The organism is Kibdelosporangium phytohabitans, assembly GCF_001302585.1.
In the GTDB taxonomy this organism is placed as follows: domain Bacteria; phylum Actinomycetota; class Actinomycetes; order Mycobacteriales; family Pseudonocardiaceae; genus Kibdelosporangium; species Kibdelosporangium phytohabitans.
This window is the reverse complement of sequence record NZ_CP012752.1, coordinates 10,553,804-10,567,938: the sequence shown is the minus strand read 5'-3', so window position 1 is coordinate 10,567,938 and position 14,135 is coordinate 10,553,804. Positions and strand designations below refer to the sequence as shown.

The window sequence follows — 14,135 nt, the reverse complement described above, 5'->3', positions numbered from 1 at the left end:
ACCAGCACTGTCCGACAGCCCGCCCTGGTGACCCGTGTCTCCGAGCCATGACCGATCGGGCCTCTCACCCACCTCTCATACATCTGATACCTCCATTGTGGACGAAATACCTCTGGAGCAGTCGATGACCGGCGCAGCGAACCCGGCCACGTTCATCCCGCGATGCCTGGTGACCAACAGCACGAGGTCCACGACGCCCGGTGCCGGCGGCGTGCTGCGCAGCTCGGTGCCGTCGGACAAGCGAAGCCGAGGCACATAAGGGTCGTGATAGGACACTTCGGTTTCCGTCCTGATCTCCTCGATCAGTCGGACGGCCGCGGACCTGCGCACGTCGGCGACTTCGGGCTTGTACGCCACACCGGCGACCACGACCCGTCTGCCGCGAACGTCGATCCTGCGACGGATCGCTCGCGGGGCGGCGTCGTTCACCTCGATCGCCGCCTCCACCGTCCTGGCCGGCGCGCCGTGGCGGCGGGCGGTCGCGGCGAAGAACTCCGCGCACACCGGTACGCAGTCGCCACCCGCGCCGGGGCCGGGGGTGTGTGCGAGAAAACCGTATGGTTTGGTTTTCGCCGCTGCCAGCACTTCGCCGACGTCGACGCCGGCCGCTCCGCACAGTTCGGCCAGCTCATTCACCAGCGAAATGTTGACGAGCCGGAACGTGTTCTCGAAGACTTTGGTCAATTCCGACACGCGGACGGAGCTCACCGGAATCACCTCCTCACCCAATTGCCGCAGGAATTGAATCCCCTTGGCCCGCGCTTCTGGAGTAAGACCGGCGACGGTGCGTAGTACCGGGCTGGTCTGATCAGGCCCGGGGTTGACGCGAACCGGTGAATGGACGACGTGAACCTCACCATCGGCGAACGCCGGTATTCGCGGAACGACGACGCCGTCGATCATCCCCGGCGGGCACGTGCTCTGCACGATCACGAGATCCCCCGGCCGCAGCAGGTGCGAGATGGAGTCGACAGCGACCGCGAGATCCCTGCTCGCCACGCACAGCACGTACACCGGCGCCTGCGGGATGTCGCCCGTCCGCACGCACAACGAGCCCGAAAGCAGCGCCGCGAGCTCGACCTCGGCGACCGTCGTGCGCCCGCAGCCGGGGTCACCAGCGACGATCTCGGCGACCCTGGCCGCACTGGAGTCCACGCCGACGACCCGCGAACCCCGGCGCGCCGCCGCGACCGCCATGGGCAAGCCGGTGTACCCCATACCGACCACAACCACATCGGAATCCACTTGGCCTCCTCCCCTTTTCACCGGGCACGTCCCGGTCCGCGCCAAGACTGCGGGACGGCCGGGGTCATCGGACTGACACGATCAAGACAATTCACGGAAACCGCAGGCCAGGGCCGTGAATCGCGATCAGAACGATTGATCCGTGGACACTTCCGGCGCTGGGGGACAAATAACTGTCATCGATCAGGTCATCCGAATGACACGTAACGACGGGATTTCGGATCCCGGATTCGCTGGTGACCGCCCGGCAGGTGTGGGCAGAATGAACAATTGTCCGACGACCCGACCAGCGAGGGGAAGCGCTGGTGGAGATCAATTACAGGATATTGGGCGTTCCCGCGCTGCGCATTCACGGGCGCTTCGAGCAGGAGTGGGCGCAGTCCAAGCCGCGGGGGATGTTCTCGGTCCTGTTGCTGCGGGCCAGGCAACCGGTCCCGGTCACCGAGCTGACCGACTGGATGTGGCCCGTCGGCAAGGCGCCCGACGATCCGGTGGGCGCGCTCGGCACGTACCGCAAGCGGATCGTGCACGCGCTCGAACGGATGGACGCGCCGCCGCGCATCCGGTACCGCGACGGCAGCTACCAGCTCGACGTGGACCGGGACGAGATCGACTTCCACGAGTTCGGCAGGCGAGCGGACCTGGCCAGGGCGGCGGCACGGGAAGGCGACCACGCCAATGCCGTGCGGGAGCTGGCATCCGCGATCGACGACCTGTGGACGGGCACACCCGTGCCCGATCTGCACGGCGAGCGGGCGGCCAACTGGCGCCAGCTGGTCGTGTCCGAGAGCCTCGCCCCCGCGCACAGCGCGTTGTTCACGAGCCTGGGCGCACTCGGCGAGCACGGGCAGGTCCTGCGCAGGCTCGCCGACCTCCCTGTGGAACTCAGGCAAACCCTGACCATGGTCAAGCACCGGCTCGCCGCGCAGCACGGCGCGCACCGGTTCCAGGAGGCCCACAGCTACTACCTGGACCAGCGCAGGCGGCTCAGGGACGAGGGCAGTCTCGACGAGGCCGACGAGCTCACGCGGTTCCAGGACGAGCTGCGGGCAAGCCAGCAGGAGCACCGGGTCGTGGTCCCCGTGCACCTCCCATCACCGCGACCCGCGGAAGTCCCGAACCTGCTGCCGCATGACGTCACGGACTTCACCGGGCGGGAAACGCTGATCGAACACCTGGACCGGATCACCACGAGCGCCACCGGTCAGCCGGCGGCGACGATCGCGGTGCTGGCCGGCGACCCCGGTGTCGGCAAGACGGCGTTGGCTGTGCACTGGGCGCACCTCGCGGCGGGCCGGTACCCCGGCGGCAGGCTTTACCACGACCTGAACGGTTTCGGTGAAGGACCGGTGGTGCACGAGTCCGAAGTGGTCAACGACTTCCTCACCGCCGTCGGCGTCGCGGCGGAGTCGCTGTCGTCCCTGTCGGCGCGGAAAGTCAGGTTACGCGGCCTGCTCAGCGGGCAACGCGCGCTCGTGGTCCTCGACAACGTCCGCGACCACAACCAGATCCGTCACCTGCTCGACTGCCTGAGCAACTGCACAGTGCTCATCACAAGCAGGTCCAGGTTGCCGGACATGGCACGCCGAGGGGCGTCGACCGTGCCGATCCAGCCGCTGACGTACACGGAAGGCAAGGCGTGGCTGGCGAAGTGGCTGGGCCCCAGGGCATCGGCCGAGGCCGCGGCCACCAGCGACCTGGTGGCGCTGTGCGGCGGCATCGCGCTCATCCTGAAGATCGTGGGGGAGCGGACACACAGCAGGCCCGGCGTGGCACTGGCCGAGTTCGCCGACGAGCTGCGCGACGAACACACGTTGCTCGGTCTCGGCGGCCATGGGCCGGAAGGCAGTGTCCGGGCGGCGCTGGGCTGGTCGTACCACGCCATGAGTCCGGCCGAACAGCGCCTGTTCCGTTTGCTGGGCACACATCCTGGCCCTGACGTCAGCCTCGACGTGGCCGCGGCGCTCGCGGCGCAGGACCGCAGGGAGGTCCAGCGGAAGCTGGACGCACTGGTCGACTTCCACATGCTCAGCCAGCCGGAGTCGCTCACCCGCTACCGGCTGCACGACCTGCTTCGCCGGTACGCCAAGGAACTCGCATCGGCGTCCGACGAGAAACCGGCCGCGGTACGACGTCTGCTGGACTTCTACCTGGCGAGTAGCAAGAACGCCGACCGCGTCACCACTCCGCACCGGGTCCCGGTCGACACGGTCGCGCCCGCGGCGGGTGTCGTGCCCGTCGAGTTCGCCGACCGGGACAGCGCGATGCGCTGGGTGGCAAGGGAACGAGCGAACATCAACGCGCTCATGGGTTACGCGTCCGCCAACGGGCTGCACGAGTTCGTGATGAAGATGGCGAGCGTGGTCGGCGAGATCTTCCAGCGGCTCGGCCACAGGGAGGACGCCGTGGCCGGGCTGCGGATCGCGGTCCAGTCCGCCCGGCTGGTCGGTGACGTCTTCGAAGAGGCCTGCGCGTGGGGGAATCTCGGATTCCACCAACTGGCCTCCCGGGACTTCGAAGCCGCGCGGAGCAGCCTGGTCACGGCACGCGACATGTTCGAGCACGTCAACGACCCGATCGGGATCGCGGTCACCGATCTGCGACTCGGCCGTCTAGCGCTCGACCAGGGCGACGCCAGTCGTGCCATCGACAACGAGCTGTCCGCGCTGCGCACCTTCCGGCGTCTGCGCTCCACCGGTGAGGAAGCGATCACGCTGTACCGGCTCGGCGAGGCGTACCGCAGAATGGGCAACCTCACCGAGGCCGCCAGGTTCGCGCGGGACGCGTTGCGGCTGGCCGAGCAGCTCGGTGACGAGCACACACGAGGCTGTGCGTTCGCTGAACTGGCGGCGATCCAGCTGGAACGCGGCGAGGTGACCGACGCGAAGCGCTGCTGCGAACACGCTCTGCGGATCCACGAGCACACCGACTTCAGCCAGATGGGCGACATCCACCTCACGCTGGCGTCGGTGCACGTGAACACGGCGAACCTCAGAGACGCTGAGCTGTGCGCGCGCCGCGCGTTGACGTACTGCCGGGGCTCGCACGACATCCGCGGCCAAGCGAAAGCACAGCGGCTGCTGGCCGAACTGCTCTACAAGCAGGCCCGGCACGAGGAAGCTGCGGAACTGTGGTCGCTGGCGCTGGGCTCGTTCGAAGCGATCGGCAACCAGCAGGCGGTCACCGACATCAGGGAACGACTGGCCGAAACCCCAGCGGTGCCCAGCATCCCGGCCGACCGGACGGAGTCCATCCAGCATCCTTCCGCCGGGTATCGAAGCGTCTGACGCCGGTGCCGGAGCGGATCACGGCGTGGGGTAGGACTCGTTCACCCCCTTTGCCAGCAGGAAATGGTGGCGCGGGTCGTGACGCGGCCACCAAGTCCTGACTTTCGACGCACAGCTACGACTGCGGCGTCGGGAACGCCACCGGGCTGCGGTGCCCTGCTTTGTCGTAGGCACGGACGCCGAAGAACACGTTGTCCTTGGAGAGGTCGACCTTCGCCGAAGTGGTGTTGCCGACGTCGATGTAGTGGGTCCAGTCGTTCGCTGTTGTCTCACGCCAGACGATCTCGTAGCCCGCGAGGTCCGGCTCGGTTCCGCGCTGCCACAACAGGTCTGTCTCGTTGGTCAGTGCCGCCGTGTTGATCCGCACGGCTTTCGGTGTTCCCGGCGCGGTCGCCAGTGACCACAGGGTCGCCGCGTTGACCTTCGCCACCCTCGCGATGAACGGGAAATCGCAGAACTCCGGCAGGTCACCGAACTGCACGCCGTTCTCCACGCGCACGTCCTGGTGCTGGTGCGCGAAGTTCTCGTTCGGCTCGGTGAACCTCGCCGCCGGGTACGCCTGTTCCAGGAACGGGATGTGGTCGCCGCCGCGCAGGTACCTGTCCCTGCGGTAGATCACACGCACGTTCATCCCGGTCGCGTCGTTCACCGCCACGCTACGCGCGAACCGGGACAACTGGCGGGAGCTCGAATCGTTCTCCCCGCCCACCGACCTGCGGATGTTGGCTTCCGCCGGGGTTTCGGCCGTCGGCACGCCCTCGGCGAAGAGCCGGACCGTCCTCGGGTCGCGGGTTCCGTCGTCAGCCGTGCTGCTGCCGACGATGTCGTTGGTGAACATGGCTTGCACGTCCGCGTTGGCACCCTTGTACTGGGTCGCCATGTGGCGTGCGCCGTGCAGGCCCTGTTCCTCGCCTGCCACGGCCGCGAACACGATCGTTGCCTCCGGCCTGCACCGGGACATGATCCGCGCCAGCTCCATCGCCACCGCCACGCCCGACGCGTCGTCGTTGGCGCCGGGGGCGTCCTTGGTGAAGTCGTTCGGGTCCGTGCACCGCGAGTCGTAGTGCCCGGAGACCACGTAGATCCGGTCGGGGGAGGTCGAGCCGCGCAGGGTCGCCACGACGTTGGTGATCCGGACCGGCTCCGGGACGCGCGGCGGTACGGGCTGCTGGATGTAGGACTGGAGCTCGACCTTCATGTGCTCGTTGGCCGACTTGCTCATCTCCGCGAAGATCCAGTCACGGGCCGCGCCGATCCCGCGGACCGGATCGTCTTGTGCGGACAGTGTGTGCCTTGTGCCGAACGAGGCCAGCTTGCGTACGATCGCCTCGATCCGGCGCTGGTCGACCTGCCGGAGGATCGCCACGAGCTCGGCGTCCGGCTGCTGCGGCCGGACCGGTTTGCCTTCGCCGCGGTCACCGAGCCGCTCGGCACCGGCGGGGACGCCGGTGCCCGCCAACGCGGCCGCCGCGATGGATGCGGACAGGAACGTTCTTCTCGTGCCCATGGGGCCCGTCCTATGCGCAATCCAAGGTCAAGTCCAGCCCCGAAAAGCTGGTGACGGGCCACTAGTCTTCCGCCGGTGCCGTGAACGTCCTCGGCCTCATCTGCCAACCACAAGGGTGTGAGGACGATGACTGATCTGTTCGGGTGGTCGGACGAGGGCGGTCCGCCGTACGACCGCGACCGCCCGGACCTCAGCGGCCCGGACGCCGCCGGGACCATCGGGTGGCTGTTCGACCGGTACGCCGACACACTGCACCGCTACCTGACCAGGCGCGTCGGCGGTGCGACAGCGGACGACCTGCTCAGCGAGACCTTCCTGATCGCGCTGCGCCGCAGGCACAGCTACGACCCGGCCAGAGCGGCCGTGCGCACGTGGCTGTACGGCATCGCGACGAACCTGGTCCGCGAACACGTGCGAGCGGAACTGCGGACCTTGTCGCTCGCGGCACGAGCCGCCGGCGAACGCGTGATCGGGGACGCCGACCACGACGGCGTGGTGGCCGACCGAGTGGACGCCCAGAGCGCGGCCAAACGACTCGCCTCAGCGGTGGCACAACTGTCACCCGCGGACCGCGACGTCCTGCTGCTGATCTCCCTCGCGGGCCTGAACACCGGCGAGGTGGCGGAGGCGCTGGGCATCCCGGTCGGCACGGTCCGCTCCCGACTGCACCGCGTACGCAAACAGCTTCGCACCACCGTCCCCGGACAGGAGGACACCGATGCCTGACGAGGACAACGTCCACGAAATGTGGTCCGACCGCGAACTCGACAACGCGATGGCCGTGCTGTACCCGGAGGTCCCAGTGAACAGAGAAGCCCAGGTCAAAGCCCGTGCGCAGCTGATGCAGGCGGCAGGAGCGGACGAGACGGTCGCGCCGGAACAGCCGGAGGACACCACGCGGCAGCGCCACCGCCGGGTCGCCCCGCTGGCGGCCGTGGCGGCAGCAGTGGCCGTGCTCGTCGTCGGCGCAGTGGTAGTGGTCAGCACGGCGTCACGCGACGAGGTCGACCCCGCCCAGCAACCCGGCTCCGTGATGCCAAGGCCACCGGCCACCTCCGACAGCCAGCACGCACCCATGCCCTCGATGCCGGACCAACCGCAGAACAGCCTCAACAACCTGGCCACGCGAGTGACGGAAACACCACTCAGGCCCGGCCAGTACCGCTACATCGGCGCCCGAGGATGGAACCGGCAGAACACCCAAGGCCAAAGCGGCACCACGTACGTGTACAGGGGCGAGTACCGCACAGAAAGGTGGATACCGGCCAACCAGGAACAAGAATGGCTGATCCGCAACCAGACAACGGGAAACCGGCAGTGGCTCACCGGAACAGAGCAGCAAGCCCGTGCGGACGGAGCGGTCTACGACACGAAGCTGATCCGGCCGGACGGCGAAACCCGAGCCCGCTGCGGACACTTCATGACCCCCAAAGGCCAAACCTGCTCAAAGCAGACGGCGGGAAACATCGAGACGGCGAACGGAAGCGTGAAGCCACCGACCGACCCGCGCGAGGTCTACAAGATGCTGGCCGACGGATCCGCGACACACGCCGACCCGCCGTTGCAGTTCTTCCGTTCAGCCATGGGACTTCTCGACGGCCACCAGCCGGTTGCGGTACGACGCGCCACCCTCGAAGCCTTGAGCCGTCACCCTTATCTGGCCGTCGCTGACACCACTACGAGTGACAAGCGGGCCGCGATCTCGGTGAGCATCGACTTCGCCGACGGCCAGATACGAGTAGAGATACTGCTGGATCCCGCGAACGGGAACGTGATCGGCAGGCAGACGACCGCGCTCAAGGATGTCGATGGCGCGAAAGCCGGCGATGTACTCGACGAAGAAGTTCAGAGTGTCGGTGTTGCCGATGCGATCGGTGTTCCGCAGAATCGGTGAGACTCCTGTTGTTGTTCGCCCGGCGGCTCTTTGGTCGCCGGGTTGGCTTTGGTCTTTTCCTTGTCCTGTTCGGATTGGACTGTTTCTGTCGACTGTGGTGGGGTGTGGTTGAGTTTCCTGCACGGAACAAGCTTTTCCCTCTCGCCGGGTGGCTGACCTCTGGGCAGGAGGCTGTGTTCGGTGTTCTTCCGGTCTCGTGCTCGGGATCCTTGGCGTGTTTTGGGGCGTGGGTGCCCCTACCTGTCGGCCTGCGCGGAGGGAACCACGGCTGTCAAGAGGTCGGTATCGGTTTCGCTGGGTGTTGGTTTGCGTTGGCCGATCTCTTGACAGTCGGTGGTTGGCTTTGCCCAGGCCGACGGGCAGGAGCACCCACGAAGCCCTTTTCTGCGCCTGCGCGCGTGCCGCTCGGGCTGGTCTGCGTTGCGCGCGAGCCGCATCGTGGACTGGTTATCTGGTCAGACAAGGGCTCGTTGTCGCCTAGACCGTGCAGGCCGTCCTTGTGCTTGCACGCGAGCCGCTGTTGTCGCTTAGACCGCGTGAGCTGCTGTTCGGGGTCAGCTATCGCACCGAGTTTTGCTGCGCAGGAGCAGTTCCCGAAGCACACGTCTATTGGCGCGCGAACCATCTCGACTGGCTAGCGCTCGGCTCGCCTGGCCTGCCTCCTCGCTTGTGCGGAGAAAGGGCGTCCGCTGTGCTCGCGCGTCAGCAAGGGCCATTGTCGCTCGCGCCTAGGCAGGCCTGCCCGCTATGCCTTTGCGTGGGCAGGGAGTGTCTGTTGCGCTTGCGCGCCGACAGGCGGTGTCCACTGTTGCGCGCGCATCGACAGAAGTGCCCGCTGCGCTTTCGCGGGGGCAAGGGTGTCTGCGGTGCCCACCTGCTTGTTCTGACCCTGCTGGGTGGTGGGGTTTGCTGGGGCTATTTCCCGTGCGCGTTGTGCTGCGTTGTCCGGGGGCGGGGTGCCGGGCACAGCCGGGCCGGCACCCCGCGGCACTCATGCGCTGGCGGCGGTTGCGGGGTGCAGACGCAGACCGACTCCTGCCCAGAGTGCGCGCCGGACTGCCTCGTAGCAGGGTCGGCAGGCCGGCACCCGGATGGGCCTGGTCACGGATTGGCTCAATGCGACGCTCAGCCCCGGTTCGGCCGTGGACTGGCACGTGCTGTGGTGGTGGCCGGCTGGGGCGCAGACGCACAGGCAGGCGGTGCTGGGGTTCATCGCGACCTCCGTTGGTGAGCGTGACTCAACACACTAATGGCACTCAGTGCCAGTGCGCAACACCCCGTGCTACTTTTTCGGTCATGACGAGCGGGGTGCCCGACCGCAGGCGACGGGTCCGCGAGGCGCTCACCGCGGCCGCGATCGACCTGTTCCTGACGAAGGGGTATGAGGAGACGACCGTCGACGAGATCGCTGCGGCGGCGCGGGTGGGCAGGCGGACGTTCTTCCGCTACTTCCCCTCGAAGGAAGACGTGATCTTCCCCGACCACGAGGCTCGCCTCGTGCGCGTCGCGGAGGTCTTCGCGACCGCTCCGCAGGACGAGTCGCCCCTCGCGGTCGCCTGCCGCGCTGTGCACGGCGTCCTCGAGGCCTACCTCGCCGAAGGCGTTATCGCAGTACAACGGTACCGTTTGACTAGGGATTTCCCCCAGTTGCGCGCGCGGGAGATCGCCAGCGCGCACAGCTACCACATCGCTGTCACGCGTTATCTCGTCGACCGCGTCGGTGACGAGCCCGACGGTGCCCTGTGGGCCGAAGTGGCCGCGTCCGCTGTCGTGTCCGCGCACAACCACGTTCTGCGGCAGTACCTCAAGGCCGGCGGCAAAGGTGACGTGCTCGCCAAAGCCGACCGCGCTTTCCGCTACATCCGGGAGACCCTGGGGGTCACGGCCGCGCGTGGCGACGACGTCGACGACGTCGTCGTCGCGGTGATGCGGCGGGGTATGCCGCTCGCCAACGTGATGAGCCGGATAGAGGACGCTCTCGAACGTTGACACTGAGTGCCAAAATGTGGGGTTGTCCAACCGTGTCCCCGTCACCGGGTTGGCGGTTGCGGCAGCCGTCGATTGGTTGTCCGAACGGTGGATCTTCGCTGATCCACGTGGAACTTGCATGATCGACCACAGCCACGCTGCCGACCCTCCGTGGGTTTTTGTCGCGTTCATGGCAGGATCCGGCAGTGCGTTATTACGCTGATCTCCACGTGCACTCGAAACACAGCCGGGCGTGCAGCCGGGACTGCGACGTGCGCAACCTGGCGTGGTGGGCGCGGCGCAAGGGGATCACCGTGCTGGGGACCGGTGACTTCACCCATCCGGCGTGGGCGCAGGAACTGCGCGAGACGCTGGAGCCCGCCGAGCCCGGCCTGTTCAAGCTGCGCGGCGACGTCGACGCCGACGTGCTGCGCAAGCTGCCCGCGACCTGCCACGGCGACGTGCGGTTCGTGCTGGAAGTGGAGATCTCCACCATCTACAAGCGGGACGACCGCACCCGCAAGGTGCACCACCTCTGCTACGTGCCGTCGTTCGAGGCCGCCGACAAGTTCACGGCCGCGCTGGCCAAGATCGGCAACCTCGGCTCGGACGGGCGGCCGATCCTCGGCCTGGACTCGCGTGACCTGCTGGAGATCACGCTGGAGTCCGGCGAGGGCTCGTACCTGGTGCCCGCGCACGTCTGGACGCCGTGGTTCGCCGTGCTCGGCTCGAAGTCGGGCTTCGACGCGGTGGCGGACTGCTACGCCGACCTGGCCGACCACGTCTTCGCCGTCGAGACCGGCCTGTCCAGCGACCCGTCGATGAACTGGCGCGTGTCCGGGCTGGACGCCTACCGGCTGGTCAGCAACTCCGACGCGCACTCACCGCCGATCCTCGGCCGCAACGCCACCGTGTTCGACACCGAACTGGACTACTTCGCGTTGCGCGACGCGCTGCGGGACGGCACCGGCTACGTCGGCACGGTCGACATGTTCCCCGAGGAAGGCAAGTACTTCCTCGACGGGCACCGCAAGTGCGACGTGCGGATGGAGCCGGGCGAGACCAAGAAGCTCGGCGGCGTGTGCCCGTCGTGCTCGAAACCGCTGACAGTCGGTGTGCTGCACCGGATCGCCGAGCTGGCCGACCGCGAACCCGGTGTGCGCCCAGCCAACGCGGGCGAGTGCTGGAGCATCATCCCGCTGCCGGAGATCATGGGCGAGATCCTCAAGGTCGGTCCGAAGAGCAAGGCCGTCAGCGCCGCGGTGAGCGACCTGGTCCACGTGCACGGACCCGAGTTGCCGCTGCTGATGGAGGCTCCGCTCGACGAGATCCGCAATCCCCTTGTGCACGAGGCGATCGACCGGCTGCGGCGCGGGCAGGTCCGCTGCGACCCCGGGTTCGACGGCGAGTACGGCACCATCAAGGTCTTCGCGCCCGGCGAGCTGGACGCGCCGACCGACCGCAGCCCGGGGCTGTTCGACGTGCCGACGGTCGAGGAGATCGTGGTGTCGCGGCGGGCCATCAGGCCACTGGTCGAGATCACGCGACCGGTGACCCCGGTGATGATCACGCCGCCGTCCACCTCGTCGCTGCTGGACGGCCTCGACCCGGACCAGCGTGCCGCCGCGTCTGTTGTGGACGGTCAGGTGCTGATCGTTGCCGGGCCGGGAACGGGCAAGACGCGGACGCTGACCCACCGCATCGCGCATCTCGTGCTGTCCCACGATGTTTCGCCGGACTCGGTGCTGGCCATCACGTTCACCCGCCGCGCCGCCGAGGAGATGCGGGAGCGCCTCGCCGCGTTGATCCCGGCAGCCGCGGAGCTGACCGTGGCCACGTTCCACCAGTTCGGCATGATGATCCTGCGTGAACAGCACGCCGTGCTCGGCCTCGCGCCGGATTTCGGCGTCGCCGACGAACCGACCAGGCTCGCCGTGCTGCGGGAGATCGTCGGGGAGGAGCCCCGCCGCGCGTTGCAGGACATCTCCCGAGCCAAGCGGGTGCTCGCCGCCGAACTCGCCGCGGCTGCCGCGGGGGAGCTGCCGATCGGCGACGAGATCGACGGTGACCTGATCGGACTGGTCGAACGCTACGACAAGGCGTTGCACAGCAAGGATCTCGTCGACTTCGACGACCTGCTGACGATGCCGGTGACGCTGTTGTCCCGGCAGATCGAGCTGGTCGAGCACTACCGGGCCAGGTTCTCCCACATCTGCGTCGACGAGTACCAGGACGTCGACGAACTGCAGTACCGGCTGTTGCAGGAGCTGACACCGCAGAACGGCAACCTCTGCGCGATCGGCGACCCGGACCAGGCGATCTACTCCTTCCGCGGTGCTGACGTCGGGTTCTTCCTGCGGTTCCAGCGCGACTTCCCGGCCGCGCGGACCGTCCAGCTGACCCGCAACTACCGCTCCAGCCCGGTGATCGTGGCCGGGGCGCTCGCGGCGATCAAACCGGCGACGCTCGTCCCCGACCGGGAGTTGCAGGCGATGCGCACGGCACGGGGCGACCGTGAGCGGATCGGCGTCTACCCGGCGGCTTCCGACGAGTCCGAGGCGGAGTTCGTCGTGCGCACCATCGAAGAACTTCTTGGCGGTTCGTCCTTCCACGCCCACGACTCCGGCCGGGTCGCCGGTGACGGCGTCGACGGCGGACTGTCCTTTGACGACATCGCGGTGCTGTACCGCACGGACGCGCAGGCGAAACCCGTGATGGAAACACTGGCACGGGAAGGCCTGCCGTTCCAGAAGCGGTCGCATTCGGCGCTGGCGGGCCACCCCGGCGTGCGCGCGCTGATCGAACACTTCGTTGTGGACAGTCCGAACACGTCGTTGCTGCTCAAGCAGGCCGCGCAGCGCGTACCGGACTCGGTCGACGTGCAGGACGCGCTCGAACTGCTCACCCCGTTGGCGGCCCGGCTGGACCCGGCCGCGTTCCTGGCCGAACTCTCGCTGGGCGCGGAGGTGGACACGTGGGATCCGCGTGCCGAGAAGATCTCGCTGCTGACGCTGCACGCGTCCAAAGGCCTTGAATTCCCGGTGGTGTTCATCATCGGGTGCGCCGACGGGACGCTGCCGATGCGCTGGTCGGCGGAAACCGACGAGGAACGGCGGTTGTTCTTCGTCGGCGTGAGCCGCGCGCAGAAGCACTTGTACCTCAGCCACCGCGGCGAACCTTCGCCGTTCCTGAGCAGCCTCGGCCCGCAAGTGGCTGAAAAGTTGGCAAATCGCACGGCTAGGAGAAGTCGTCAGCTCAGACTCCTATAGGTTCTACTGCTATGAGCGACTCACCCGCATTGCACGAAGTGGCTGCCGGGATCCACGCGTGGGTCCAGCCCGACGGCTCGTGGTGGCTCAACAACGCCGGTGTGATCCACGGTGGCTCATCAGTCGTCCTGGTCGACACGTGCGCGACGCGCCGCCGTACTTCCCGTTTCCTCGAAGCGGTTGCGGCTGCGACCAATGGCGCGCACATCGACATCGCCGTGAACACGCACCTGCACGGCGATCACACGTACGGCAACGCGCTGCTGCCGCCCACCACCACGATCGTGTCGCACAAGCTCACGCGTGCCGGTCTGCTCGCGGACTTCATCCTGAAGAACACGCCGCCGGTGTGGTCGCCCGCGCCGGAATGGGAGATCTCGGAGATCCGCGCGGCCACGGTGACCTTCGACTCGTCGATGACCGTGCACGCCGGAGATGTCGCCGTTTCGCTCGAGCACCCCGGTTACAGCGCGCACACCCCGGGCGACGCGATCGCGTGGGTGCCGTCGGCCAAGGTGCTGTTCACCGGTGACCTGATCTTCCACAAAGTCACCCCATTGGTGTTCATGGGCTCGGTGAGCGGCGCGTTGCGTTCGCTGGAATGGCTGCGTGGCTTCGAGGCGGACCACGTCGTGCCCGGCCACGGCCCGCTGATCGACGGCTCGCAGTTCGGTGAGGTGCTGGACACCCACGTCCGCTACTACAAGATGGTCCAGGCCACGGCGGCGGCCGGCCTCGACCGCGGCTGGACCCCGTTGGACGCGGCGAAGGACTGCGACCTCGGCGAGTTCGCCGGCCTGCCGGATGCCGAACGCGTCGTGCTCAACCTCCACCGCGCGTACGCCGAAGCGACGAACACCGAGATGGACCTGCTCGCCTCGATGACCGACGCGATGACGTACAACGGCGGCCCGCTGGCCTGCGCCCTGTAGTCCTCAAAGGACTTGCGTGTCCAGTTTGTCCGC

The 14,135-nt window shown here is 67.6% G+C and carries 8 protein-coding genes; 6 read left to right on the top strand and 2 right to left on the bottom strand.

Annotated elements, in window-relative coordinates; all coding sequences use genetic code 11:
• Nucleotides 1-75: 75 nt before the first annotated feature.
• The gene (locus tag AOZ06_RS47205; protein ID WP_157233634.1) at nt 76-1,245 is read right to left on the bottom strand and encodes a nucleotide sugar dehydrogenase; all 1,170 of its coding nucleotides are present in this window, start codon (nt 1,243-1,245) and stop codon (nt 76-78) included.
• Nucleotides 1,246-1,550: 305 nt separating this feature from the next.
• Between AOZ06_RS47205 and AOZ06_RS47200 the strand changes: the two genes are divergently transcribed.
• A complete protein-coding gene (locus tag AOZ06_RS47200) occupies nt 1,551-4,532 on the top strand; it encodes an ATP-binding protein (protein ID WP_157233633.1) in 2,982 nt (993 codons plus the stop codon).
• A 115-nt stretch (nt 4,533-4,647) separates the two neighbouring features.
• On the opposite strand, the gene AOZ06_RS47195 is transcribed toward AOZ06_RS47200, so the two are convergent.
• Nucleotides 4,648-6,039, bottom strand: coding sequence for a M20/M25/M40 family metallo-hydrolase (locus AOZ06_RS47195; protein WP_054295333.1), 1,392 nt, complete (start codon nt 6,037-6,039; stop codon nt 4,648-4,650).
• Nucleotides 6,040-6,165: 126 nt separating this feature from the next.
• Here AOZ06_RS47195 and AOZ06_RS47190 point away from each other — a divergent pair, with 126 nt between their 5' ends.
• The 5 genes from AOZ06_RS47190 to AOZ06_RS47170 all read left to right on the top strand — a co-directional run bounded on the left by AOZ06_RS47190 (nt 6,166) and on the right by AOZ06_RS47170 (nt 14,102).
• Entirely contained in the window at nt 6,166-6,765 is a 600-nt protein-coding gene (locus AOZ06_RS47190) for an RNA polymerase sigma factor (protein ID WP_054295332.1), read from the top strand.
• The gene (locus AOZ06_RS47185) at nt 6,758-7,933 is read left to right on the top strand and encodes a hypothetical protein (RefSeq protein WP_054295331.1); all 1,176 of its coding nucleotides are present in this window, start codon (nt 6,758-6,760) and stop codon (nt 7,931-7,933) included. Before AOZ06_RS47190 ends, AOZ06_RS47185 begins: the two co-directional genes overlap by 8 nt.
• 1,296 nt (nt 7,934-9,229) lie before the next feature.
• Nucleotides 9,230-9,922, top strand: a complete 693-nt coding sequence (locus AOZ06_RS58240; protein WP_169799086.1) for a TetR family transcriptional regulator — start codon at nt 9,230-9,232, stop codon at nt 9,920-9,922.
• A 209-nt stretch (nt 9,923-10,131) separates the two neighbouring features.
• Nucleotides 10,132-13,170 carry a UvrD-helicase domain-containing protein gene (locus AOZ06_RS47175; RefSeq protein ID WP_236951967.1) on the top strand — a complete coding sequence of 1,013 codons (3,039 nt, stop codon included), beginning with the start codon at nt 10,132-10,134 and terminating at the stop codon, nt 13,168-13,170.
• Nucleotides 13,171-13,181: 11 nt separating this feature from the next.
• A complete protein-coding gene (locus AOZ06_RS47170; RefSeq protein WP_054295328.1) occupies nt 13,182-14,102 on the top strand; it encodes an MBL fold metallo-hydrolase in 921 nt (306 codons plus the stop codon).
• The last annotated feature ends 33 nt before the right edge of the window (nt 14,103-14,135 follow it).

Coding starts and splice junctions, on each gene's coding strand:
- AOZ06_RS47195 (WP_054295333.1), bottom strand. CDS start 6,039: ATGGGCACGAGAAGAACGTTCCTGTCCGCATCCATCGCGGCGGCCGCG.
- AOZ06_RS47190 (WP_054295332.1), top strand. CDS start 6,166: ATGACTGATCTGTTCGGGTGGTCGGACGAGGGCGGTCCGCCGTACGAC.
- AOZ06_RS47185 (WP_054295331.1), top strand. CDS start 6,758: ATGCCTGACGAGGACAACGTCCACGAAATGTGGTCCGACCGCGAACTC.
- AOZ06_RS58240 (WP_169799086.1), top strand. CDS start 9,230: ATGACGAGCGGGGTGCCCGACCGCAGGCGACGGGTCCGCGAGGCGCTC.
- AOZ06_RS47170 (WP_054295328.1), top strand. CDS start 13,182: ATGAGCGACTCACCCGCATTGCACGAAGTGGCTGCCGGGATCCACGCG.